Source organism: Micromonospora globispora (genome assembly GCF_003857015.1).
GTDB lineage: Bacteria > Actinomycetota > Actinomycetes > Mycobacteriales > Micromonosporaceae > Micromonospora > Micromonospora globispora.
This window is the reverse complement of record NZ_QGGF01000352.1, coordinates 1-24,552: the sequence shown is the minus strand read 5'-3', so window position 1 is coordinate 24,552 and position 24,552 is coordinate 1. Positions and strand designations below refer to the sequence as shown.

Below are 24,552 nucleotides of genomic sequence, written 5' to 3'. Positions count from 1 at the left end.
GGCCGGATGGGAATTGCAGAGAGCGGCCTGGTTAGCATGGCCGCGAGACTGTCGCCGTCCCGACGGGAGCCACGTCGTGTCCCAGCCCCACCTCCGCACCGTTGTCGTGCTCGCCGCCGGTGAGGGCAAGCGGATGAAGTCGGCCCTGCCCAAGGTGCTGCACCCGCTGCTCGGCCGCACCCTCCTGGGCCACGTGCTCGCCGCCGCCGCGCCGCTGGCGGCGGACCGCACCGTGGTCGTGGTCGGTCACGGCGCCGACCAGGTCCGGGCACACCTCGCGGAGATCGCCCCGGAGGCGACCCCGGTGCTCCAGGCCCAGCAGCTCGGTACCGGGCACGCGGTTCGGATCGCGCTGGACGCCGCGCCGGACGCCACCGGCACCGTCGTGGTGATCAACGGCGACGTGCCGCTGCTCCGACCCGAGACCGTGACCGCGCTGGTAAAGGCGCACGAGGGCGCGGGGACGGCGGCGACGGTGCTCGCCGCCGAGGTGCCCGACCCGGCCGGCCTCGGCCGGATCGTCCGGGACGCCACCGGGCGGCTGGAGCAGATCGTCGAGGAGCGCGACGCCACCCCCGAGCAGCGCGCGCTGCGGGAGATCAACGCCGGCATCTACGCATTCGACGTGGTGCGCCTGCGCGACGCGCTGGGCAAGATCTCCACCGACAACGACCAGGGCGAGGAGTACCTCACCGACGTCTTCGGTCTGCTCAACGACGCCGGGGAGCCGGTGGCCGTGCACGTGGCCGCGGACCACGTGGAGACGCTGGGCTGCAACGACCGGGTCGAACTCGCGGGGCTGCGCCGGCTGCTGCGCGACCGGGTGAACGAGGCCTGGATGCGTACCGGGGTGAGCATCCTCGACCCGCAGACCACCTGGATCGACGTGACCGCCACCGTCGAGCGGGACGCGATGATCGACCAGAACACCCAGCTCCAGGGCGCGACCGTGGTCGGCGCCGGTGCGGTGGTCGGCCCGGACACCACGCTGATCGACACCACGGTCGGCGCGGGCGCTACCGTGCTGCGCAGCCACGCGGTGGGCGCCGAGGTGGGCCCGCAGGCCACCGTCGGGCCGTACGCGTACCTGCGGCCTGAGTCGCGCCTGGGGCGCAAGGCCAAGGTGGGCACGTTCGTGGAGACCAAGAAGGCCACGATCGGCGAGGGCTCGAAGGTGCCGCACCTGTCGTACGTCGGGGACGCCACGATCGGCGAGCACAGCAACATCGGCGCGGCGACGGTCTTCGTGAACTACGACGGCGTGCAGAAGCACCACACCACGATCGGCAGCCACGCCCGTACCGGGGCGGACAACATGTTCGTCGCACCGGTGGAGGTGGGCGACGGCGCGTACACCGCGGCCGGCTCGGTGATCATCGCGGACGTGCCGCCAGGTGCGATGGCGGTGGCCCGCGGCCAGCAGCGCAACGTCGAGGGCTGGGTGCTGCGCAAGCGGGCCGGCACGCCCGCCGCGGAGGCGGCGCAGCGGGCCCGCGAGGGTGCGTCGGGTGGGGCCGCCGCCGCAAGGGAAGGTGAGCCAATCCACGGGGGTGTCGAGACGGTGGGAGAGCCGTCCGGCGCGGGGGATACTGCAACCGAATAGTCCCCGGCCCACCGCCGCCGGGAACCACCGACAAACGGGAGCAGACGGGCCCATGGGCAGCATCGTCGCCGAAAACCGCAAGAGCCTGATGCTCTTCTCCGGACGTGGCTTTCCGGAGCTGGCCAAGGAGATGGGTGAGGTGCTCGGCGTCGCGCCGACGCCGACCGACTCGTACGAGTTCGCCAACGGCGAGCTCTTCGTCCGGTACAAGGACTCGGTACGCGGCTCGGACGCCTTCGTGGTGCAGTCCGTCACGCACGGGGTCAACACCTGGGTCATGGAGACCCTGATCATGGTCGACGCGCTGAAGCGCGGTTCGGCCAAGCGGATCACCGTGGTCCTGCCGTACTACCCGTACTCCCGGCAGGACAAGAAGCACCGCGGCCGGGAGCCGATCTCGGCCCGGCTGGTGGCCGACATGCTGAAGACCGCGGGTGCCAACCGGATCCTCACCGTGGATCTGCACACCGCGCAGATCCAGGGCTTCTTCGACGGCCCGGTGGACCACCTCTTCGCGATGGACACGCTGGCCGAGTACGTCGAGCACAAGTACGCGGGCCGGCCGATGACGGTGGTGGCGCCGGACTCGGGCCGGGTGCGGGTGGCCGAGCGCTGGACGGACCGGCTGGGCGGCTGCCCGCTGGCGTTCATCCACAAGACCCGGGACCCGCTGAAGCCGAACCAGGTGGTGGCGAACCGGGTGGTCGGTGAGGTCGAGGGTCGGGTCTGCCTGATCGTCGACGACATGATCGACACCGGTGGCACGATCAGCAAGGCCGCCGACATCCTGAAGGAGGCGGGCGCGGCGGAGATCCTCGTCGCCGCGACGCACGCGCTGCACTCCGACCCGGCGACCGAGCGGCTGAAGAACAGCCCGATCAGCGAGGTCGTGGTGACCAACACGCTGCCGCTCCCGCCCGAGAAGCAGCTCGACAAGATCACCGTACTGTCGATCGCCCCGCTGCTGGCCCGGGCCATCCGGGAGGTCTTCGACGACGGCTCGGTGACCACCCTCTTCGGTGGCCTGAGCTGAGCTGGCCGTACCGTTCCCGTCGGCCTGCGGGCCGGCGGGAACGGTAACCCTGGGGACCGCCGGAAATCGCGGATTCCCCTCGGGTAGACTGGTGCGGTTGCCACGGCGAGGGTGCCCGGCGGGTCGCTGAAAAGCACCGCACGGAGGCGCCGTCATCGACGCGGTGCTCCGGGCAGTCGTTCATGACGCATGAGCCCCAGCGAGCCCCTCGCCCCAGCACCGCCAGACGACAAGCCGCCGCAGCGAAGCATCAGGAGTTTTCCCGTGTCCGAGGTAAAGATCAGCGCCGAGCCCCGTACCGAGTTCGGCAAGGGTGGTGCCCGTCGTACCCGCCGGGCCGGCAAGGTGCCCGCCGTGCTGTACGGCCACGGCGAGAAGCCCAAGCACATCGCGCTCCCGGCGCGTGAGTTCGCCGCCGCGATCCGCAAGGGCGGCGCCAACCAGCTCTTCGCGATCGAAGTCAGCGACGGCACCCAGGTGCTGGCGCTGCCGAAGGCGATCCAGCGTGACGCGATCAAGGACACCTTCGAGCACGTCGACCTGCTGCTGGTCCGCCGCGGCGAGAAGGTCACCGTCGACGTCCCGGTCGAGCTGACCGGTGAGGCCGCCAAGGACACCCTGATCGTGCACGACCACGACACCCTCTCGGTGACCGCCGACGCCACCAAGGTGCCGGACCACCTGGAGGCCTCGATCGAGGGCGCCGAGCCGGGTGTCCAGGTCACCGCCGCCGACGTCGAGCTGCCGGCCGGTGTCGAGCTGGCCGCCGACCCGGAGCTGCCGGTCGCCACGGTTACCGCCGCGCCGACCGCCGAGCAGCTCGAGGCGACCCTCCCCGAGGTCGAGGAGGCCGCCGAGGAGGCCGAGGCCGAGGTTGGCGAGGAGACCGCCGAGGCCCCCGAGGGCGCTCCGGCCGCCGAGGGCGCGGAGGCTCCGGCCGAGGGGACGACCGAGGCCTGATCGGCCCGCGGTTCTGTGCGACAGGCGCTCCCGGTGTTTCGGGGGCGCCTGTCGGCGTATCGGGGACGGCCGCCGGGTGGCGGCCTGCGCGGTGAGAGCGGGAGGGGCGTGGCGTGACGGACGAGGTGGGGCCGTGGCTGGTGGTCGGCCTGGGCAACCCCGGCCGGGAGTACGCGGGTAACCGGCACAACGTCGGTTTCATGGTGGCCGAGCTGCTCGCCGGCCGGGTCGGCGCGAAGTTCAGCCGGCACAAGCGGGCGGTGGCGGAGGTCGCCGAGGGGCGGCTGGGCTTCGGCGGTCCGAAGCTGGTGCTGGTGAAGCCGCTGACGTACATGAACCTCTCCGGTGGGCCGGTGGTCGCGCTGGCGCAGTTCCACAAGATCCCGCCGGAGCGGGTGATCGCGGTGCACGATGAGCTGGACATCCCGTACGGGCAGCTGCGGGTGAAGTGCGGCGGCGGCGAGGGCGGGCACAACGGGCTGCGCTCGATGTCGAAGTCGCTCGGCACCAAGGACTACGTCCGGGTGCGGTTCGGCATCGGCCGGCCGCCGGGGCGGCAGGACCCGGCCGACTACGTGCTGTCCGACTTTTCGTCGGTGGAGCGCAAGGAGCTGGAGTTCCTGGTGGACCGGGCGGCGGACGTGGTGGAGTCGGTGGTTACCCGTGGGGTGGAGCCGACGCAGAACCTGTACCACGGCGGCTGAGCCGGGGCGGGGCGTACGCGAACCGGGTTGTCCGGGCCGGTAGTCTGCCCCTTCTGGCGTGGCGGGAGCCGACGACGCGGGTCGCGGCCGGGCGACGGGAGCAGTACATGGGCAGTCCTCCGATGATCGACAGCGCGTTCGCCCGGTGGCTGGCGGCGCAGGCGGGGCAGGCGCTGATGAACCTGCGCTCGGAGCTGGGCTTCGCGGATTCGGGGGCGTTGAAGTCGGCCGGGGACAAGGTCTCGCACGACCTGATCCGCACCGAGCTGGCGAAGTGGCGGCCCGCGGACGCCGTGCTCTCCGAGGAGGACGAGGGCTCCCGGCTGGCCTGGACGGCGGAGGTGAGCAGCGAGGCGGTGTCCCGGCTGAACGCCGACCGGGTGTGGATCATCGACCCGTTGGACGGGACCCGGGAGTACTCCGAGGAGGGGCGCTCGGACTGGGCGGTGCACGTGGCGCTCTGGTCGCGCAACGCGCCGACGCCGCACGGTCTGGTGGCGGGCGCGGTCGGCCTGCCGGCGCAGCACCGGGTGCTGGGCACGGACTACCCGCCGGCGTACCCGCCGATGACGCTGGAGGCGGCGACGTCGGGGGGCGGGCGGACCATCCGACTGGCGGCCAGCCGTAGCCGTCCGCCGGTTTTCCTGACCGACCTGGCGGAGGACGTCGGCACTCATCTGGTTCCGATGGGCTCCGCGGGCGCGAAGATCGCCGCTGTGGTCACCGGTGAGGTCGACGCGTACATCCACGCTGGCGGCCAGTACGAGTGGGACTCGGCCGCTCCGGTCGCTGTGGCGACGGCCACCGGACTGCACGCTTCCCGGATCGACGGTTCTGCGCTGAAATACAACGAGGCCGACCCGCGCCTGCCCGACCTGCTGGTCTGTCGCAAGGATCTCGCCAGCCGGTTGCTTGCAGCGTTGCAACGGCATTCCGGGTAGCCTGAGCGTTCTTCTTGATGAGTCCGACCGGAAAGGTCTGGAATCCCGTGAGCGGATCCGAGCGAATCGAGCCCGTGTCATGACCGCCCCCGCCGCCTACCAGGTGTCGCACCTTGACGCGCTCGAGGCCGAGAGCATCTTCGTGATGCGCGAGGTGGTCGCCGAGATGGAGCGCCCGGTGCTGCTCTTCTCCGGTGGCAAGGACTCGATCGTGATGCTCCGGTTGGCGCAGAAGGCGTTCGCCCCGGCGAACATCCCCTTCCCGGTGATGCATGTGGACACCGGGCACAACTTCCCCGAGGTGCTGGAGTACCGCGACCAGCGGGTGGCCGAGCTGGGCCTGCAGCTGATCGTGGCCAGCGTGCCGGAGGCCCTGGCGAAGGGGCTGGTCCGGGAGTCGGCGGACGGGATGCGCAACCGGATTCAGACTCCGGTGCTGCTCGAGGCCGTGGAGAAGCACCGCTTCGACGCGCTCTTCGGCGGCGCCCGTCGGGACGAGGAGAAGGCTCGCGCCAAGGAGCGGGTGTTCAGCTTCCGCGACGAGTTCGGCCAGTGGGACCCGAAGAACCAGCGGCCCGAGCTGTGGGCGCTCTACAACGGCCGGCACCACCCGGGTGAGTCGATCCGGGTCTTCCCGCTCTCCAACTGGACCGAGCTGGACGTCTGGCACTACATCGCGCGGGAGCGGATCCCGCTGCCGTCGATCTACTACGCGCACGAGCGCGAGGTGATCGAGCGGGACGGCATGCTCTACGCCGTCAACGAGTTCTTCCGCCCGCGGGCGGGCGAGGAGCGGTTCAAGGCGCAGGTGCGCTACCGCACGGTGGGCGACGCCTCCTGCACCGCGGCGGTCCGGTCGGACGCCGACACGGTGGAGAAGGTGATCGAGGAGGTGGCCGCAACCCGGATCACCGAGCGCGGCGCTACGCGCGGCGACGACCGGGTCAGCGAGGCCGCCATGGAGGACCGTAAGCGGGAGGGCTACTTCTGATGAGCGTCGACACCGCGGCCCCGGCCGCCGAATCCGTGCTGCCCGAGGGGCGGCCGATGGACCTGCTGCGGTTCGCGACCGCGGGCAGCGTCGACGACGGCAAGTCGACCCTGATCGGTCGGCTGCTGTACGACACCAAGTCGCTCTTCACCGACCAGCTCGCCGCGGTCGAGGCGGTCAGCGCGGCCCGGGGTGACGAGTACACCAACCTGGCGTTGCTCACCGACGGCCTGCGGGCCGAGCGGGAGCAGGGCATCACCATCGACGTGGCGTACCGCTACTTCGCCACCCCGCGGCGGAAGTTCATCATCGCCGACACCCCGGGGCACATCCAGTACACCCGGAACATGGTCACCGGCGCCTCCACCGCCGACCTGGCGCTGATCCTGGTGGACGCCCGCAAGGGCCTGGTGGAGCAGTCCCGCCGGCACGCGTTCCTCTGCTCGCTGCTGCGGGTGCCGCACCTGGTCCTCTGCGTCAACAAGATGGACCTGGTGGACTGGTCGCAGGAGGTGTTCGAGCGGATCGCCGACGAGTTCACCGCGTTCGCGGCGAAGCTCGACGTGCCGGACCTGACCGTGGTGCCGATCTCGGCGCTGAAGGGCGACAACATCGTCACCCGGTCGGAGAACATGCCCTGGTACGAGGGGTCGTCGCTGCTGCACCATCTGGAGCGGGTGCACATCGCCTCGGACCGCAACCTGGTGGATGTCCGGTTTCCGGTGCAGTACGTGATCCGGCCGCAGTCCACCACCGTCACCGACTACCGGGGGTACGCCGGCCAGGTGGCCTCCGGCGTGCTGAAGCCGGGCGACGAGGTGATGGTGCTGCCCTCCGGTTTCACCAGCCGGATCGCGTCGGTGGAGACCGCGGACGGGCCGGTCGACGAGGCGTTCCCGCCGATGTCGGTGACCGTCCGGCTGACCGACGAGATCGACATCTCCCGTGGTGACATGATCTGCCGGCCGCACAACGCCCCCGCCGTCGCGCAGGACATCGAGGCGATGGTCTGCTGGATGGACGAGACGCGTCCGCTGCAGATCGGCGGCAAGTACGCGATCAAGCACACCACCCGGTCGGCGCGGGCGATCGTCCGCGGGCTGCAGTACCGGCTGGACATCAACTCCCTGCACCGGGACGAGACGGCCAGCGAGCTGAAGCTCAACGAGATCGGCCGGATCCGGCTGCGCACCACCGTGCCGCTGCTCGCCGACGAGTACCGCCGCAACCGCACCACCGGCGGCTTCGTCATCATCGACGAGACCACCAACCGCACGGTCGGCGCCGGCATGATCGTCGAGGCCGGCTGAACGCCCCGCTTCTCCACGCGCACATTCACGGAGAGAGTGGCTGTCCGAACGCGGATGGCCACTCTTTTCGTGTAACAGGGCGCATGCCACGTCGACGCGGCGCGGCGCGGCGGGTGGGGTCAGGGGAGGCGGTGGGCACCGCCCGCCGGGAGCACCGTGACGTGGCCGGGGGCGGCGAAGCCCCGTTCGGCGTAGGCGGCGGTGACGGCCGCCGCGACGGTATCGGCGCGCTCGGCGTCGACCAGGGCGAGGACGCAGCCGCCGAAGCCGCCGCCGGTCATCCGGGCGCCGTACGCCCCGGCGGCGAGCGCCGCGTCGACCGCGGTGTCGATCTCCGGCACGGTGATCTCGAAGTCGTCCCGCATCGAGGCGTGCGAGGCGGTCAGCAGCGGTCCGATGTCGCGTACCCGGCCGGCGCGGAGCAGCGCGACGGTGTCGAGCACCCGCTGGTCCTCGGTGACCACGTGCCGGACCCGGCGGCGGGTCTCGTCGTCGTCGAGGCGGGCGAGCGCGTCGTCGAGGTCGTCGGGGGAGACGTCGCGCAGCGCGGGCACCCCGAGCAGGCCGGCGGCCCGTTCGCAGGACGTCCGGCGGGAGGCGTACTCGCCGTCGGCGTGCCGGTGCGGGGCGCGGCTGTCGACGACCAGCACGGCCAGCCCGGCGGCGTCCAGGTCGAACGGGATGTGCTCCACCTCCTCGCTGCGGCAGTCGAGGAAGAGGGCGTGCCCGGCCCGGCAGCGGATCACCGCGGACTGGTCCATGATCCCGGTCGGCGCGCCGACGTAGTCGTTCTCGGCGCGCTGGGCGAGCCGCGGCTGCCGCTCGGCGGGCAGGTCCAGCCCGCCGAGGTCGACCAGGGCGGCGAGCACCGCCGCCTCCAGGGCCGCCGAGGAGGAGAGCCCGGAGCCGAGCGGTACGTCGGAGGCGATGGCCAGCCGGGCGCCCGGCACGGGGTGGCCGGCCGCGCGCAGCGCCCAGACCACCCCGGCGACGTACGCGGCCCAGCCGGTGACCTGGCCGGGCTTGTCGGCTTCGGTGGGGCCGAACTCGACCGGAGCATCGGCGAGCTCCGACCAGATAGTCCAGCGTTCGTCGTCCTGCGGCGCGGCGGCGACCACGGTGTGCAGTGGCAGCGCGAAGGGGAGTACGAAGCCGTCGTTGTAGTCGGTGTGCTCGCCGATCAGGTTGACCCGGCCGGGAGCCGCCCAGCGGCCCGCCGGCTCGGCCGCGTACCGCTGGCGGAACCCGGCGGTGGCGCGGGCCGCGACGTCGCCGGCCGGCTCGGTCACCGCTGCCCCAGCACCTGGTCGCGGTAGAAGGCCCAGGCGTCGCCGACCATGTCGCGCAGGGTCGGCTTCTCCGGCACCCAGCCCAGCTCCTCCCGGGCCAGCGCGGAGGAGGCGACCAACTCGACCGGGTCGCCCTCGCGGCGCGGGGACACCTCGACCGGCACCGGGTGGCCGGTGACCTCGCGGACCACGTCGATTACCTGCTTGACGGTGAAGCCGCTGCCGTTGCCGAGGTTGTAGATCCGGTGCTGGCCGGGGACCGCGGCGGTGAGCGCCAGCAGGTGGGCCCGGGCCAGGTCCTCGACGTGGATGTAGTCGCGCACGCAGGTGCCGTCGACGGTCGGGTAGTCGTCGCCGAAGAGCTGGAGCTTCTCCCGCTTGCCGGCGGCGACCTGGAGCGCGAGGGGGATCAGGTGGGTCTCCGGGTCGTGCCGCTCACCGATGGTCCGGCCGCCGTGCAGGTACGCCCCGGCGACGTTGAAGTAGCGCAGCGAGACGGCGGCCAGGTCGTGCGCGATCGCCTCGGAGGTCAGCGCCATGTCCACCGCCAGCTTGGTGGCCCCGTACGTGTTGGTGGGGGCCTTGACCGCGGTCTCCGGGATGGGCAGCTCGGTCGGGTTGCCGTAGACGGCGGCGGTGGACGAGAAGACCATGCGGGGCACTCGGGCGGCCCGGACCGCGTTGATCAGGGCGAGCGAGCCGATGGTGTTGGTGTCCCAGTAGAGCTCCGGCTTGACCATGGACTCGCCGGCGGCGATCAGCGCGGCGAAGTGCAGTACGCCCTCGAAGCCGGCGTCCGGGGTGAGCACCCGGGCGGCCTCGTGGATCGGCAGGTCGACGTGGGTCGCCTCGGGCGCGAGTGCCTCCCGGTGGCCGGTCCGCAGATCGTCCAGGACGGTCACGTCGTGGCCGCTGTCGAGCAGCATCCGGGTCACCACGCTGCCGATGTAGCCGGCTCCGCCGGTGACGAGCAGTTTCACGTCCGGTTCCTCCCACCTGGGCCGCGGCGCGGTCCTCCGGTGATCACCCTACGGCGGGTGGAGGAGGGTCCGGCGCCTCGCCATCACCAGGATTCCACCACAACTCGCCATTTTCCAACAGGGCCGAACATGCAATCGGCTCCGGCGCCGCTGCTGTCTACCATCCATCACATGCGGGAAGCAGGCGGTCCCGGACTCCGTCGACGACCGTCGGCGCGGCCGCGGCGCGAACCTGGCCCGGTCGCCCGCACCGTCGCCCGGCTCGTGGTCCGCGCCGCCGACGGCGCCACCCGGCTCGTCACCGATCTCCTCGGCGCCAGCCCGGCCGCCGGCCGGGAGCGGATCAGCGAGGCCGAGCTGCGCGACCTGGTCGCCGCCAACACCGTGCTGGATCCGGACGAGCGCCGGATCATCGACGAGGTGCTGGTCGCCGGAGCGCGCCTGGTCCGCGAGGTGATGATGCCCCGTACCGAGGTGGTCTTCCTCTCCGCCCGACAGACCATCGGCGAGGCCGAGGCGCTGGTCCGGATCGAGACGCACACCCGCTACCCGGTGGTCGACGGCACCCACGACGACGTGGTCGGCTTCGTGCACCTGCGCGACGTGCTGCTCCGCCCCGACCTCGACCCGTGCACCACCATCGGGGAGCTGACCCGCGAGGTCAAGCAGCTGCCCGGCAGCAAGCGGGTGCTCGCCGCGCTGACCGAGATGCGCCGGGAGGGGCACCACCTCGCGGTGGTGGTCGACGAGTACGGTGGCACCGCCGGCATCGTCACCCTCGAGGACCTGATCGAGGAGCTGGTCGGGGAGATCCACGACGGCAACCCCGAGCCGGTGCACGCCGGTCTGCCCGCCGTGGTGGACGGCCGGCTCAACCTCGCCGACTTCGCCGAGCGGACCGGGGTGCCGATCCCCACCGGCCCGTACGAGACCGTCGGCGGCTACGTGATGGCGGCGCTGGGACGGCTGCCGGTGGCCGGCGACGAGGTGCCGGTGACCCCGGCCGACGCGCCCGAGCCGGTGGAGCCGGGCGGCGGCTGGCTGCTGCGGGTGCTCGCCCTGGAGGGGCGGCGGGTGTCCCGGCTCGCGGTCTCCGCGGCACGTCTGCCCGAGCAGCGGCGCGAGGTCACGGCCCCGGTGACGGCGGCGGAGCGCCGACCCGCCAGCCCGTCATGACGTACGCCGGGCGTTGCTGACAGAATTGCCGCCATGTCCGACGTACCCGCCCGCCCGCGCGTCTTCTCCGGCATCCAGCCGACGGCCGACTCGTTCCACCTCGGCAACTACCTGGGCGCGGTGCGGCACTGGGTGGCCCTGCAGGAGACCCACGACGCCTTCTACTGCGTGGTCGACCTGCACGCCATCACCGCGGGCCACGACCCCAAGGTGCTCAAGCAGCGGTCCCGGGTGGCCGCCGCGCAGCTCTTCGCCGTCGGGCTCGACCCGGAGCGCAGCACCCTCTTCGTCCAGTCGCAGGTGCCCGAGCACGCGCAGTTGGCCTGGGTGCTCGGCTGCATCACCGGCTTCGGCGAGGCCAGCCGGATGACCCAGTTCAAGGACAAGTCGCAGAAGCAGGGCAACGAGCGGGCCAGCGTCGGCCTCTTCACCTACCCGATCCTGCAGGCCGCCGACATCCTGCTCTACCAGGCCAACGCCGTCCCGGTGGGCGAGGACCAGCGACAGCACCTGGAGCTCTCCCGCGACCTGGCTCAGCGGTTCAACTCGCTGTTCGGGCCGACCTTCACCGTGCCGGCGCCGCACATCGTCAAGGACACCGCGAAGATCACCGACCTGCAGGACCCGACGGCCAAGATGTCGAAGTCGTCCTCCTCGCCGGCCGGCATCATCGACCTGCTGGAGGACCCGGCCCGCTCGGCCAAGAAGATCCGCTCGGCGGTCACCGACACCGGCCGCGAGATCGTCTTCGACGCGGAGACCAAGCCCGGCATCTCCAACCTGCTCACCATCTACTCGACGCTTTCCGGCCGCAGCATCGACGACCTGGTGGCCGCGTACGCGGGCAAGGGCTACGGCGACCTGAAGAAGGACCTCGCCGAGGTGGTGCGGGAGTTCGTCACCCCGATCCAGGAGCGCACCCGCGCCTACCTGGACGACCCGGCCCAGCTCGACAAGCTGCTCGCGCACGGCGCCGAGAAGGCCCGGTCGGTCGCCGCGGCGACGCTGCGGACGGCGTACGAGCGGGTGGGGTTCTTCCCGCCGGTGCGCTTCGAGTAGCGGCCCGGACGCGACGGGAACGGGTGGGGGACGCAGTCGGTGGCCGGAGGGGTGGCGCGGAGCGTGGATCGCAGGGACGGGGCGCCGGACGCCGGTGACACCATCCAGATCGGGATCGCGGTGGACATCCCCGAGCCGTGGGGCGGGATGCTGACCCGCCGCCGGATCGAGGCGGGTGATCCGCAGGCGGTCCCGGCCCACGTCACGCTGCTCGGGCCGACCGAGATCCCGGTGGCCGTGCTGCCGGCCGTGGAGGCGCACCTCGCCTCGGTGGCCGCCGCCCACCTGCCGTTCACCCTGCACCTGCGGGGCACCGGCACGTTCCGGCCGGTCACCCAGGTGGTCTTCGTGGCGGTCGCGGCCGGGATCAGCGAGTGCGAGCTGCTGGCGTCCGCGATCAGGTCGGCGCCCGAGCTGCACCGGGAGACCCGCTTCCCGTATCACCCGCACGTTACGGTGGCGCAGGACGTCGCATCCGAGGCGCTGGACAAGGCGTACGAGGACCTGGCCGACTTCTCCGCGCTGTTTGAGGTGGAGTCGTTCACCCTCTTCTCGCACAGCGGGCAGGCCCGGTGGCAGCCGCGCCGGGACTTCCGGCTCGGCGGCTGAGCTGAGCGCGCGGCCCGGCTGCCCTCGCGTCGGCGACGGATCGGCGAGGATGACCTCGTGAACGTGATCGGCCGGATCGAGGCCAGTCTCGGCCGCCGGATCGACGCGGCCCGGGAGCGCCTGCCCGGCTTCGACCACCTGTGGCGGGCGGGCGTGCTCTACGGCGACGTGCTGGGCGGCCGGCTCGCCGCGGCGATCGCGTACTACGGCTTCTTCGCGGTCTTCGCGCTCGCCCTGGTCGGGTACTGGATCCTCGGCTCGATCCTGCAGGACAACGACGAGGTCAGCCGGGCCGCGGCTGACTTCCTCGAGAAGAACCTGCCCTTCCTCAACCCGCAGCAGATCGCGGAGAGCAGCGGCAGGGTCGGCGTGGTCGGCCTGATCATTCTGGTCTTCACCGGGATCGGCTGGGTAGAGGCGATCCGCTCGTCGCAGCGGCTGATGTACGGCTTCAACCAGCAGCCTGGCAACCTGGTGATCCGCCGCGTGGTCGACCTGGGCGTACTGGTCGCGGTCTTCGTGCTGCTCGGCGTCTCGGTGGCCGCCGTCGACGCGCTGGAGTCCCTGCTGCGCTTCCTGCTGCGCAGCACCGGCTTCGTCGGGCTGACCACGGTCAGCGTGCTGCTCAGCGTCCTGGTCAACGCGATGCTGGCAACTGCGCTGCTGGTGGCGGTGCCCCGGCTACGGATGAGTCGCCGCCGGCTGCGACCGGCCGTCCTGATGATCGCCGTCGGCATCACCCTGCTGAACACGGTCGGGCGCTACTACGTGGTGCGGACCGAACGGAACCCGGCGTACACGGTGGTGGCCACCGCGGTGGGGCTGCTGCTCTACCTCTACCTGCTCAACCAGTTGGTGCTCTTCGGCGCCGCGCTGGCGGCCACCAGCCGGTACGGGCGGGTGGTGGACCTGGCCTCAGGGCCGTCGGCGCCGGAGGTGGACGTGGAGATCGACGAGGAGACCGAGCCCGGTACGCCGGGAGGGGCGGGCTGACATGCGGATCCGGATCGACCCGGCCTCGGCCGTGCCGCCGTACGAGCAGGTGCGCGGGCAGCTCGCTCGGATGATCGGCGACGGACGGCTGCCGGTCGGCACCCGGCTGCCCGCCGTCCGGCAGCTCGCCACCGACCTCGGGCTGGCGGTGAACACGGTGGCCCGGGCGTACCGGGAGCTGGAGGGGGCCGGGCTGGTGGAGACCCGGGGGCGGCACGGCACCGTGGTCGCGCCGGGGCGCGACGACGCGACGGACCGGCTGCACCGGGCCGCCACCGAGTACGCCGTCGAGGCGGTGCGGCTCGGCGTGCCGGCCGAGCGGGCGCTGGCCCTGGTCCGGGCCGCCCTCGACGCCACGCGTACGAGCTGAGCCCGACGATCGGGGGAGGGATGTCATGAGCGCGACACCGGGAGAGATGGCGTTTGGAGCGATTGCCGCCCAGCTCGGCGCCGGGAGCGACCATGATGAGCGCGTGGGCGCTCTCGTGACACTGGACCTGCCGGACGACTCGCCGATTCTCGGCCTGCCGTGGATCATCACCTTCGGGCCGCTCGGCGACGCCGACGAGTGGGAACCGGTCGTCTGCGGGCCGTACGAGCGGCCGCACGCGCTCGCACTGGCCGAGGCGGTGGTCGCCGACGAGCAGCTGATGGCGGTGGTCGAGCCGTTGCTGCCGGCGCTGTCGGCGGAGGAGATCCGCAGCGAGATCGCCGCCGCGCAGATCGCCGCCGAGGATGAGGCGGCCCAGATCGACGCGGCCGATCTCTACGGCGACTTCGAGGACACGATCGACGAGGAGCTGGAGCGGGCGGCCGAGCAGGAGCCGTCGCCCGAGCCGGCCACGCCGCCCACTCCGGCCGAGCTGCACGACGGTTTCGTCCGGATCGCCAAGCTGCTGGCCAGCAAGGGCGCCTGATCCGGCCGACGGGTCCCCGATGGACACCGGCGCCCCGGGAAGCGGACTCCCCGAGGCGCCGGCGCCACCTCACCCCCCACCACAAGGGGTCGGTAGCCCAGCCGCCCGTCGGCGCGGGGCACAACGGACGACCAGGTCAATGGCGGGTTACCCGGCTCAGCGCCGTTCGAACCACGCAGCTGCGTCAACCGGCAGAACATGTCCGTCGTCCTGCTCGGTGAGGGTGGCGCTGGCGACGACCGGTCGGCCGTAGCCGTCGATCGTGACCTCGGCGCCGCTGATGTTGACCACGCAGGTCAGCTCGGTGTCGCCGGCGCAGCGGCGGAACGCCAGCACGCCGGGCTCGGTCTCCAGCCAGGTGATGCCGCCGGTCGTACCGGCCAGCGCCGGGTGCTCGTGCCGGATCCGCAGGGCGGCACGGTAAAGCTCCAGCGTGGAGTCGGCCACGCCGGTCTGGGCGGCCACCGAGAGGGCCTGCCAGGTCGCCGGCGCCGGCAGCCAGCTCAGCTCGCTGCCCTCCGGGCTGAAGCCGTACGGGGCCAGCTCGCCGCTCCACGGGATCGGCACCCGGCAGCCGTCCCGGCTCTCGCCGGTCCGGAGGAACGCCGGGTCCTGGCGCAGCTCGTCCGGGAGGTCCAGCACCTCGGGCAGGCCCAGCTCCTCGCCCTGGTAGACGTAGGCGCAGCCGGGCAGGGCGAGCATCAGCAGGGCGGCTGCCCGGGCGCGGCGCAGGCCCACCTCGCCGTCGCCGTACCGGGTCACGTGCCGCTGCCGGTCGTGGTTGGAGAGCACCCAGGTGGTCGGGGCGCCGACGATGGTCGACTCGGCCAGCGCGGTGTCGATGACCTTGCGAAATGAGTCGGCCGACCAGGTGGCGTCGAGGAAGTCGAAGCTGAACGCCTGGTGCAGCTCGTCCGGGCCGATGTAGCGGGCCAGCCGCTGCGGGGTCTCCGCCCACGCCTCGGCCACCGCCATCCGGCCACCGGGGTAGCTGTCCAGGATGGGCCGCCAGGCGCGGTAGATGTCGTGCACCTCGTCCTGGTCGAAGTAGGGGAGCCGGCCCTTGCCGAGCAGTTCGGACTGGCGCTGGCCGGTGGTCATCGAGTTGAAGCCGACGTCCGGCAGTCCCTCGGCCTTGATCATGCCGTGCGCCACGTCGATCCGGAATCCGTCCACGCCCCGGTCCAGCCAGAAGCGCAGGACGTCCTCGAACTCCGCGCGCACCTCGGGGTGGCGCCAGTTCAGGTCCGGCTGGGCCGGGTCGAACAGGTGCAGGTACCACTGGCCGTCTGCCACCCGGGTCCAGGCGGGGCCGCCGAAGATGCTCTCCCAGTCGTTCGGCGGCAGCTCGCCCTGCTCGCCCTTGCCGTCGGCGAAGAGGTAACGCTCCCGCTCGGCCGAGCCGGGGGCGGCGGCGAGGGCGGCCTGGAACCACGGGTGGGCGCTGGAGGTGTGGTTGGGCACCAGGTCCACGATGATCCGCAGGCCCAGGGCGTGCGCGTCGGTGATCATCGCGTCGAAGTCGGTGAGCGTGCCGAACATCGGGTCGACGTCGCGGTAGTCGGCCACGTCGTAGCCGCCGTCGATCTGCGGCGAGGTGTAGAAGGGGGTCAGCCAGAGGGCGTCCACGCCCAGGTCGCGCAGGTACGGCAGGCGTTCCCGGATGCCCTGCAGGTCACCGACACCGTCGGAGTTCGCGTCGGCGAAGCTGCGGACGTACACCTGGTAGACGACCGCGGAGCGCCACCAGTCGTCGTCGGAGGTCAGCGGCGTGGGGTTGGTGGCGGCGGTCATCGGTGACGGTCCCCGTTCTCTGGCGCGGGTCGGCGGCACTGCGCCGGGGCATGCGGGTGGGCGCGGGTGTCTGAGCAGAATGCCGCCCCAGCGCTGCAAGAGTCAAGCATTTCTTGCGCAAGGAATGACGGCCATCACGCTTTGCGGGGTGGCGTTCACCTGACGCACTGGCCCAGGATCCGGAAGGGGCCCGCATGCGGGGCAGCCGGAAGGGACCCGCTGCGGCGGCGGGAGCACATGGAACCGGTGGGCCCTAGGCCGGCACGGCCAGCGGCGCGGGCGGCTGCCGCTTCTGACCGCCGGCGGCCTGCGGGGCGACCGCGGTCGAGCCGCGCACCACCAGCTCCGGACGGAACAGGTACTCCGAGTTCGGGGCGGCGTGTCCGTTGATCTCGTCGACCAGGGCCCGCACCGCGGCCACCGCCATCGCCGTGACCGGCTGGCGCATGGTGGTCAGCGGCGGGTCGGTGAAGGCCATCAGCGGGGAGTCGTCGTACCCGACCACGGAGACGTCCGCGGGGACCGACAGGCCGCGCTGGCGGGCGGCCCGGATCGCGCCCAGCGCCATCAGGTCCGAGCCGCAGACCAGGCCGGTGACACCGCGCTCGATCAGCCGGCCCGCGGCGGCCTCGCCGCCCTCGACGCCGAAGAGGGAGAGCTCGGCCAGCTCGTCGACCTCCGCCTCGGTCGCGCCGACCAGGCGGGTCATGGCGGTCCGGAAGCCGGCCACCCGGCGCTGCACCGGCACGAAGCGGTCCGGGCCGGTGATCAGGCCGATTCGCCGGTGGCCGAGCGCGACCAGGTGCGCGATCGCCAGCTCGGTGGCCTCCCGGTCGTCACAGGAGACGAAGGGCGCCGCGATGCCCGGCGCGTAACCGTTGATCATCACGATCGGCAGCGGCCGGCCGATCAGCGCCCGGTACCGGTCGTGGTTGGCGGCGGTGTCGGCGTGCAGGCCGGAGACGAAGACGATCCCGGAGACCTGCCGGTCGAGCAGCATCTCCACGTACTCGTCCTCGGTGACCCCGCCGGGGGTCTGGGTGCAGAGCACGGGGGTGAACCCGCTCTGCGCCAGCGTCGACTCGATGACCTGGGCGAAGGCCGGGAAGATCGGGTTGTCGAGTTCGGGGACGACCAGGCCGACGAGCCCGGCGCTGCGCTTGCGCAGCCGGGCGGGGCGCTCGTAACCGAGCACATCGAGGGCGGTCAGGACGGCCTGCCGGGTCTCCGGGGCCACTCCGGGGCGGTCGTTGAGCACCCGCGACACCGTGGCCTCGCTGACTTCGGCCTGTTGGGCGATGTCGGACAGTCGAGCGCGCATGGCGGCACTTTAGCTCACGGGCAAGTTCTTGCGTACGCTCCTGCAAGCCCTTCCATTCCCTGCAACCTCTTGCTAACGTCCCCGCAACATGCGAGAGCAGCGGCGCAGCACCCTAGCGCCGGTCAGCAAGAAATTACAGGGGTTTCCACTGGCGGGCCGCCCTTCCCCCGGCGGGCCGCCATGACGACAGGAGTACCGATGCGCATCCGTACCGCGGGTGTGGTCGCTGTCCTCGGCCTGGCGCTCGCCGCCTCCGGCTGCGGTAACAGTGGCAGCGACAAGCCGGCCGCCAAGGAGTCCGCCAAGGCGACCGGCGGCAAGCTGGTCATCTGGGCCGACGACAAGCGGACCGCGGCCCTCAAGCCGTTCGCTGAGGAGTTCGGCAAGGAGAACGGCGTCACCGTCGAGGTGCAGGCCGTCTCCAAGGACCTGCAGACCAACTTCGTCACCGCCTCCCAGCAGGGCAGCGGCCCGGACGTCGTGGTCGGCGCGCACGACTGGATCGGCAACCTGGTCCAGAACGGCGCCATCGACCCGGTCCAGCTCGCCGCCGAGCAGAAGAGCGCCTTCAACGAGACCGCGATCAAGGCGGTGACCTTCAACGGTCAGCTCTACGGCGTGCCCTACGCCACTGAGAACGTCGCGCTGATCCGCAACACCGAGCTGGCCCCCGAGGCGCCGAAGACGATCGAGGACCTGGTCGCCGCCGGCAAGAAGCTCAAGGCCGAGAAGAAGGCCAGCGAGATCCTCTGCCTGCAGTCCGGCCAGAACGGCGACGCGTACCACATCTACCCGCTGTACACCTCGGGTGGCGGCTACCTCTTCGGCACCACCGCCAACGGCGACTACGACCCGAAGGACCTGGGCGTGGGCAAGCCGGAGTCGATCGCGGCCTTCCAGAAGATCGCGAAGCTGGGTGAGAAGGGCGACGGTGCGCTGAAGCGCTCCATCACCGGCGAGAACTCCATCGCCACCTTCACCGGCAAGAAGTGCGCCTTCCTGGTCTCCGGCCCGTGGGCCATCGCCGACGCCAAGAAGGCCAACATCAAGTACGACATCTCCCCGGTCCCCGGCTTCGCCGGTGGCAAGGAGGCCCAGCCGTTCGTGGGCGTCCAGGCGTTCTACGTCGCCGCCAAGGGCAAGAACAAGGCCCTGGCCCAGGAGTTCGTCACCAACTACGTGACCAAGCCCGAGCTGGCCGTCGCCCTGTACAAGGCCGAGCCGCGCCCGCCGGCGCTGACCGCCGCCTTCGACCAGGTCAAGGGCGAGGACCCGGACCTGGCCAAGTTCTCCGAGGCCGGTAAGAACGGCCAGGTGCTCCCGGCGATCCCGGCCATGGCCGCGATCTGGGACCCGTTCGGCAAGGCGGAGGCCGCCGTCATCGGTGGCGCCGACCCGGCCAAGACGATCACCGCCGCTGGCAAGACCATCGCGGGTCAGATCAAGTAATGAGCACGTCGCTGTCCGGCCCGGGGTCTGCCATGCAGGCCCCGGGCCGGGGGCCCGTTCGCACCGGGCTCCCGCGCAAATCCCGTAACGCGCGGAACCACGCGCCGATCACCGCGACCGGCCTCGTCGTCAAGGTGATCCTGCTCGGCCTGGTGGCCGGGATCGCGATCTGGGCGGCCTTCCCGCTCATCGAGGCCAAGATGTGGGTCGGACTGGGCATCCTGGCGGCCACCACCGCCGGCCTGTTCTACCTCTACCTCACCCGCCGGCACATCCCGGCGAAGTACCTGGTCCCGGGCACCCTCTTCCTGCTCGCCTTCCAGGTCATCCCGATTCTCTACACCGCGACCACCGCCTTCACGAACTTCGGTGACGGCCACCGTGGCAGCAAGGACGACGCGATCGTCGCCATCCAGACCTCCTCGGTGAAGCAGGTTCCCGGCTCGACCGAGTACTCCCTCTCCATCGCCACCAAGGGCGACCCGCAGACCGGCTCCCTGGCCTTTTTGCTCAGCGACGCGAAGACCAAGGAGGTCTTCGCGGGTGACGCGGGCGGGCTGCGCAAGCTCGACGCCGGCCAGGTGACGGTCAGCCCGACCGGCAAGATCACCGCCGCCGACGGCTACACCGTGCTCAACTTCGGTCAGGCCAGCGGGCGCAGCAAGGAGATCACCGACCTGGTGGTGCCGACCTCCGGGGGCGCGATCCGGTCCAACGGCCTGTCCCGCGCCTACGAGGGCAGGGCGGTCCGGGCGTACGACGCGGGCTGCGACTGCATCAAGGACAACGAGACCGGCAAGACCTGGACGGCCGACGAGAAGACGGGCGCCTTCGTGGCCGCCGACGGCGAGCGGCTCGCCCAGGGCTGGAAGGTCAACGTCGGGTTCAAGAACTTCAGCCGGGTGCTCACCGACCCGAACATCTCCCGCCCGTTCTTCGGCACGCTGCTGTGGAACTTCGCGTTCGCGATCGGCTCGACCGGGCTGACCTTCCTGCTCGGAATGGCCGTCGCGCTCGCCCTGCACTCGCCCCGGATGCGCGGCACCAACCTCTACCGGGTGCTGCTGATCCTCCCGTACGCCATGCCGTCGTTCGCGATGCTGCTGGTCTGGCGGGACATGTTCAACACCGACTTCGGCCTGATCAACAACCTCTTCGGGCTCGGGGTCGACTGGTTCGGCGAGGCCTGGACCGCTCGCGCCGCGGTGCTGCTGGTGCAGCTCTGGCTCGGCTACCCGTACATGTTCCTGGTGGCTACCGGCGCGCTCCAGGCGATCCCGCGCGAGCTGACCGAGGCCACCTCGGTCGACGGCGCGTCACCATGGCAGTCGTTCCGAGCGGTCACCCTGCCGCTGCTGCTGGTCGCGCTCTCGCCGCTGCTGATCTCGTCGTTCGCGTACAACTTCAACAACGTCAACGCGATCCTGTTGACCACCGAGGGCGGGCCGTTCCCGGCGGACAACCCGACCAACGGCGCCACCGACCTGCTGATCACCTACACCTACCGGCTGGCCTTCGGCGCCCAGGGCGCCGAGTACGGCTTGGCCACCACGGTATCGGTCTTCATCTTCGCGATCGTGGCTGTCGTGGCGACGATCAGCTTCCGGCGCACCCGCAAGCTGGAGGAGGTGTACTCGTGACGACCTACGCGGACGCCCCCGTGGCCACCCGTACCGTGAAGGGGAAGCCGAAGGGTCGCTGGTTCGCCCAGGTGGGCTGGCGGCACGCGGTCGGCGTGCTGGCGGTGGCGTTCAGCCTCTTCCCGATCCTGTTCGTGCTCTCGGCGGCGCTCAACCCGCTCGGCACGCTCTCCTCGACCGAGCTGCTGCCGACCGGGGCATCGTTCGAGAACTTCACCAACCTGTTCGACAAGACCGCCTTCGCCCACTGGTTCCTCAACTCGCTGTTGCTCGCCGGCGTGGCCAGCTTCGCGTCGATCTTCCTGTCCGCGCTGGCGGCGTACGCGTTCTCTCGGATGCGCTTCGCCGGCCGGCGGGTCGGCCTGCTGACGCTGCTGCTGATCCAGATGTTCCCGCAGTTCCTGTGCATCGTGGCGATCTTCCTGATCTTCACCACGGTCACCGACCTCTGGCCGGCGATCGGCTTCAACAGCCCGTGGGGTCTGTTCCTGCTCTACATGGGCACTGCCCTCGGCGCGAACACCTGGCTGATGAAGGGCTTCTTCGACACCCTGCCGAAGGAGCTGGACGAGTCGGCGACCATGGACGGTGCCTCGCACGCCCAGGTCTTCTTCCGGATCATCCTGCCCCTGGTGGCGCCGATCCTGGCGGTGACCGGGCTGCTCGCCTTCATCGGCTCGATCAACGAATTCATCATCGCCAACGTGTTCCTCACCCAGCCGGAGTCGAAGACCTTGGCGGTCGGGATGTTCGGCCTGGTGGCCGGTGAGCGCAACAACAACTTCGGGATGTTCGCGGCGGGCACCCTGCTCACCGCCATCCCCACGGTGCTGGTCTTCCAACTTCTCCAGCGCTACATCGTCTCCGGCCTCACCGCCGGAGCAGTAAAAGGCTGAGCCTCCTCGGCTCACGCTGCGGCAAGGGCGTCGGCGTCCGACGTACACCGGAGCAGTCACAGGGCTGACCGCCGCGGCCGGGAGACCGGCCGCGGCGGGCGGGGCCCTCCTTCTCCCCGTCCGACGACGCGAAAGGTTCTCCCATGTCCGTGCAGCCGCACCACGACGGATCCGCCACCTACGTGCCCGAGCAGGCGCCCGCGCTCGGGCAGACCGTGCCGGTCTTCGTCCGGGTTCCGGCCGGCGTCGACGTGCGCCAGGTGCACGTCCGCACCACCGGTGACGGCGAGCCACGGTTCGCCGAGGCCACCGTCGACCGCCGTGCGGGGGGCGATGTCTGGTGGCGGGCCGACGTCGAGGTCCGCAACCCGGTCAGCAACTACCGGTTCATGCTCTCCGGCCCGAAGGGCTACCGCTGGCTGAACGCCTCCGGTCTGGTCGACCACGACGTGCCGGACAACGGCGACTTCAAGCTGGTCAGCTACGCCCCGCCGCCGGCCTGGGCGCGGGATGCGGTGATCTACCAGATCCTCCCGGACCGGTTCGCCCGCTCCTCCGCCGCGGACGACCGGACCCCGCCGGACTGGGCCATCCCCTGCGACTGGGACACCCCGGTCATCGGCCGCGGGCCGGAGACCCCGCGCCAGTTCTACGGCGGCGACCTGGACGGCATCACCGAGCGGCTGGACCACCTGGACCGGCTGGGGGTGAACACCGTCTACCTCACCCCGATCTTCCCGGCCCGCTCCAACCACCGGTACGACGCGTCCAGCTTCGACACCGTCGACCCGCTGCTCGGCGGGGACGCAGCCCTGGTCCGGCTCGCCGACGCGGTGCGCGCCCGGGGCTGGCGGCTGCTCGGCGACATCACCAGCAACCACACCGGCGACGCGCACGAGTGGTTCACCAGCGCCGCCTCCGACGTGCACGCGCCCGAGCGGGAGCTGTACTACTTCGACGGGGTGACCGGGGACTATGAGTCCTGGAACGGGGTCAAGTCACTGCCGAAGCTGAACTGGGGCAGCCCGGAACTGCGCCGGCGCTTCGCCACCGCCGACGACTCGCTGCTGCGGCGTTGGCTGCGTCCGCCGTACGGGCTGGACGGCTGGCGGGTCGACGTGGCCAACATGACCGGCCGGCGGGGTGCCGACGCGTACACCCACGAGGTGGCGCGGCTGCTGCGCGAGGTGGTCGCCGACACCCGGGCCGACGGGCTGCTGCTCGCCGAGCACGGCCACGATCACACCGGTGACCTGGACCGCGACGGCTGGCACGGCACGATGAACTACGTCGGCTTCACCGACCCGGTCTGGTCCTGGCTACGGCACGGCGACGACCCCGTGCCGAACTTCCTCGGCACTCCCGGCGGGGTGGCCCGGCGGGACGCGGGCGGGGTGCTGGCGACCATGAACACCTACCGCTCGCTGATCTCCTGGCGGTCGTACGTCCACTCGTGGCAGCTGCTCGGCTCGCACGACTCGGCCCGGATCCGGACCGTGGTCGGCGACGCCGCCCGGCAGGAGGTCGCCGCCGGGCTGCTCGCCACCATGCCGGGCACCCCGGTCATCTTCGCCGGTGACGAGCTGGGGCTGACCGGCACGAACGGGGAAGGGTCGCGTACCCCGATGCCGTGGCACCGGCCGGAGAGCTGGGACCAGGGCATCTTCGCCGCGTACCGGTCGCTGCTGGCCCTGCGCCGGGGTGAGCCGGCGCTGCGGCACGGCGGCCTGCGCTGGGTGCACGCGGATGCGGACAGCCTGGTCTTCCTCCGCGAGGCACCCACCGGCACGGTGCTGGTGCTGGCCCGCCGCGCGGCGGGCACCCCGGTCCGGCTGGCCGGCCTCCCGGCGGGGGAGAACGTGTACGGCGGCGCGCCCGCCCTGCGCCCCGATGCCGACGGCGCGGTCACCGTGCCGGGTGACGGCCCGACGTTCCAGGTCTGGCGCCTTGTCTGAGGCTGGGTTCGCCGCTCACGATCGCGCTGCAACCAGGAAGTAGTGGCCTCCCGGTGCGGTGGTGCGGGGGAGGCCACTACTTCCAGGATCGAGCACGATCGTGCGGCGAGCGGTCAGCGCGGCGCCGGGTGGTGACTGGCCAGCAGTGCGCGTACCCCGCCGAGGTAGGTCTCCCGGTCCGGGGTGCCGGTGAGGATGCGCTGCAGGAAGTAGCCGGGCACCAGGCCGAACAGGGCCGCCCCCACCGCCTCGGGGTCGGCGTCGGCCGGCACCTCGCCGGCCTGCTGGGCCTGGCGCACGATCGAGGCGAAGTGCCGACGGAGCCGGCGGTACGTCGCGGCGACGAACTCCGCCAGCGCGGGGTCGCGCAGCGACTCGCTCCACACCTGGATCGCCAGCGGCAGCACGCCGTCCTCGCCCGCCTGGCTGTCGACGAAGTCCAGCGCGCGGCCCAGCGCCTCGACCAGGGGCAGCGGCGGTTCGTGCCGGGCCAGCTCGGCGAAGATCTCCTCTGCGCCGCCGATTGTCGCCTGGGCGATCGAGGTGATCAGGTCGTTCTTGCTCGGGAAGTAGCGGTAGACCGCGCCGACCGACAGCCCCGCCTCGGCGATGACGTCCTGCATCGAGGTGTTGTGGAAGCCGTCGCGCAGGAAGCAGCGCCGGGCCGCGTCGAGGATCTGCTGACGGCGGGCGGCGAGGTGTTCGTCCGATACGCGTGGCACGCCGCACATTCTAAAGCGAACGTTCGTTCTTGACTCTGGCGGCGAACGGAGCGCACTCTGAGCCTAAGAGAATGAACGTTCGTTTTTAGGAGCCGGAGATGGCCGTCCACCCGTCCCGAACCCGATCGCCATGGCTGACCGCCGTCCTGCTCGCCGCCGCGGCGGTGGCGGTGCAGGCGCTGCTCGTACCACTCGTCGCCGCGCCCGCGG

22 protein-coding genes are annotated in these 24,552 nt (G+C 71.5%); 17 read left to right on the top strand and 5 right to left on the bottom strand.

Annotated elements, in window-relative coordinates; genetic code table 11:
• Nucleotides 1-76: 76 nt before the first annotated feature.
• The 7 genes from glmU (at nucleotide 77) to cysN (ending at nucleotide 7,542) form a co-directional block, all read left to right on the top strand.
• Nucleotides 77-1,603 (top strand): bifunctional UDP-N-acetylglucosamine diphosphorylase/glucosamine-1-phosphate N-acetyltransferase GlmU, encoded by a 1,527-nt coding sequence (gene glmU, locus DKL51_RS17370; RefSeq protein ID WP_109943166.1) that lies wholly within the window; start codon nucleotides 77-79, stop codon nucleotides 1,601-1,603.
• Between the two features lie 52 nt (nucleotides 1,604-1,655).
• The gene (locus tag DKL51_RS17365; RefSeq protein ID WP_109943167.1) at nucleotides 1,656-2,636 is read left to right on the top strand and encodes a ribose-phosphate diphosphokinase; all 981 of its coding nucleotides are present in this window, start codon (nucleotides 1,656-1,658) and stop codon (nucleotides 2,634-2,636) included.
• A gap of 264 nt (nucleotides 2,637-2,900) precedes the next feature.
• Entirely contained in the window at nucleotides 2,901-3,596 is a 696-nt protein-coding gene (locus DKL51_RS17360) for a 50S ribosomal protein L25/general stress protein Ctc (RefSeq protein ID WP_109943168.1), read from the top strand.
• Between the two features lie 113 nt (nucleotides 3,597-3,709).
• Nucleotides 3,710-4,300: an aminoacyl-tRNA hydrolase gene (gene pth, locus DKL51_RS17355; RefSeq protein WP_109943169.1), complete on the top strand. Its 591-nt coding sequence runs from the start codon at nucleotides 3,710-3,712 to the stop codon at nucleotides 4,298-4,300.
• 107 nt (nucleotides 4,301-4,407) lie between these two features.
• The gene (locus DKL51_RS17350) at nucleotides 4,408-5,241 is read left to right on the top strand and encodes a 3'(2'),5'-bisphosphate nucleotidase CysQ (protein WP_124812264.1); all 834 of its coding nucleotides are present in this window, start codon (nucleotides 4,408-4,410) and stop codon (nucleotides 5,239-5,241) included.
• Nucleotides 5,242-5,320: 79 nt separating this feature from the next.
• Nucleotides 5,321-6,232: a sulfate adenylyltransferase subunit CysD gene (cysD, locus tag DKL51_RS17345; RefSeq protein ID WP_109943171.1), complete on the top strand. Its 912-nt coding sequence runs from the start codon at nucleotides 5,321-5,323 to the stop codon at nucleotides 6,230-6,232.
• On the top strand, nucleotides 6,232-7,542 hold the full coding sequence (gene cysN, locus DKL51_RS17340; protein WP_109943172.1) for a sulfate adenylyltransferase subunit CysN: 1,311 nt from the start codon (nucleotides 6,232-6,234) through the stop codon (nucleotides 7,540-7,542). Before cysD ends, cysN begins: the two co-directional genes overlap by 1 nt.
• 119 nt (nucleotides 7,543-7,661) lie before the next feature.
• Here the strand turns inward: cysN and galK are convergent, their stop codons facing one another.
• Nucleotides 7,662-8,831 carry a galactokinase gene (galK, locus tag DKL51_RS17335; protein WP_109965864.1) on the bottom strand — a complete coding sequence of 390 codons (1,170 nt, stop codon included), beginning with the start codon at nucleotides 8,829-8,831 and terminating at the stop codon, nucleotides 7,662-7,664.
• Nucleotides 8,828-9,811 (bottom strand): UDP-glucose 4-epimerase GalE, encoded by a 984-nt coding sequence (galE, locus tag DKL51_RS17330; protein WP_109965863.1) that lies wholly within the window; start codon nucleotides 9,809-9,811, stop codon nucleotides 8,828-8,830. The genes galK and galE overlap by 4 nt, the downstream gene beginning before the upstream one ends.
• A gap of 171 nt (nucleotides 9,812-9,982) precedes the next feature.
• Here galE and DKL51_RS17325 point away from each other — a divergent pair, with 171 nt between their 5' ends.
• From DKL51_RS17325 to DKL51_RS17300, 6 genes are all read left to right on the top strand, one after another.
• A complete protein-coding gene (locus DKL51_RS17325; RefSeq protein WP_109943175.1) occupies nucleotides 9,983-10,987 on the top strand; it encodes a hemolysin family protein in 1,005 nt (334 codons plus the stop codon).
• A 33-nt stretch (nucleotides 10,988-11,020) separates the two neighbouring features.
• Nucleotides 11,021-12,046, top strand: a complete 1,026-nt coding sequence (gene trpS / locus DKL51_RS17320; RefSeq protein WP_109943176.1) for a tryptophan--tRNA ligase — start codon at nucleotides 11,021-11,023, stop codon at nucleotides 12,044-12,046.
• Nucleotides 12,047-12,109: 63 nt separating this feature from the next.
• A complete protein-coding gene (locus DKL51_RS17315; protein WP_185734828.1) occupies nucleotides 12,110-12,655 on the top strand; it encodes a 2'-5' RNA ligase family protein in 546 nt (181 codons plus the stop codon).
• Between the two features lie 57 nt (nucleotides 12,656-12,712).
• Nucleotides 12,713-13,648, top strand: a complete 936-nt coding sequence (locus tag DKL51_RS17310) for a YihY/virulence factor BrkB family protein (RefSeq protein WP_109943178.1) — start codon at nucleotides 12,713-12,715, stop codon at nucleotides 13,646-13,648.
• 1 nt (nucleotide 13,649) lies between these two features.
• Nucleotides 13,650-14,018, top strand: a complete 369-nt coding sequence (locus DKL51_RS17305; RefSeq protein ID WP_109943179.1) for a GntR family transcriptional regulator — start codon at nucleotides 13,650-13,652, stop codon at nucleotides 14,016-14,018.
• Between the two features lie 103 nt (nucleotides 14,019-14,121).
• Nucleotides 14,122-14,565 (top strand): hypothetical protein, encoded by a 444-nt coding sequence (locus tag DKL51_RS17300; RefSeq protein WP_109943180.1) that lies wholly within the window; start codon nucleotides 14,122-14,124, stop codon nucleotides 14,563-14,565.
• 156 nt (nucleotides 14,566-14,721) lie between these two features.
• Here DKL51_RS17300 and DKL51_RS17295 read toward each other — a convergent pair whose 3' ends face one another.
• Together DKL51_RS17295 and DKL51_RS17290 are read right to left on the bottom strand one after the other, a co-directional pair.
• Nucleotides 14,722-16,359, bottom strand: a complete 1,638-nt coding sequence (locus DKL51_RS17295) for a glycoside hydrolase family 13 protein (protein WP_124812263.1) — start codon at nucleotides 16,357-16,359, stop codon at nucleotides 14,722-14,724.
• 253 nt (nucleotides 16,360-16,612) lie between these two features.
• Nucleotides 16,613-17,680, bottom strand: coding sequence for a LacI family DNA-binding transcriptional regulator (locus DKL51_RS17290; protein ID WP_109943182.1), 1,068 nt, complete (start codon nucleotides 17,678-17,680; stop codon nucleotides 16,613-16,615).
• 198 nt (nucleotides 17,681-17,878) lie between these two features.
• Between DKL51_RS17290 and DKL51_RS17285 the strand changes: the two genes are divergently transcribed.
• From DKL51_RS17285 to DKL51_RS17270, 4 genes are all read left to right on the top strand, one after another.
• Nucleotides 17,879-19,129 carry a sugar ABC transporter substrate-binding protein gene (locus DKL51_RS17285; protein ID WP_109943183.1) on the top strand — a complete coding sequence of 417 codons (1,251 nt, stop codon included), beginning with the start codon at nucleotides 17,879-17,881 and terminating at the stop codon, nucleotides 19,127-19,129.
• Entirely contained in the window at nucleotides 19,129-20,769 is a 1,641-nt protein-coding gene (locus tag DKL51_RS17280) for an ABC transporter permease subunit (protein ID WP_109943184.1), read from the top strand. The genes DKL51_RS17285 and DKL51_RS17280 overlap by 1 nt, the downstream gene beginning before the upstream one ends.
• Entirely contained in the window at nucleotides 20,766-21,665 is a 900-nt protein-coding gene (locus DKL51_RS17275) for a sugar ABC transporter permease (RefSeq protein ID WP_207783738.1), read from the top strand. Before DKL51_RS17280 ends, DKL51_RS17275 begins: the two co-directional genes overlap by 4 nt.
• Before the next feature lie 143 nt (nucleotides 21,666-21,808).
• The gene (locus DKL51_RS17270) at nucleotides 21,809-23,620 is read left to right on the top strand and encodes a glycoside hydrolase family 13 protein (RefSeq protein WP_109943185.1); all 1,812 of its coding nucleotides are present in this window, start codon (nucleotides 21,809-21,811) and stop codon (nucleotides 23,618-23,620) included.
• Between the two features lie 113 nt (nucleotides 23,621-23,733).
• Here DKL51_RS17270 and DKL51_RS17265 read toward each other — a convergent pair whose 3' ends face one another.
• Nucleotides 23,734-24,342, bottom strand: coding sequence for a TetR/AcrR family transcriptional regulator (locus DKL51_RS17265; RefSeq protein WP_185734827.1), 609 nt, complete (start codon nucleotides 24,340-24,342; stop codon nucleotides 23,734-23,736).
• Nucleotides 24,343-24,552: the final 210 nt, after the last annotated feature.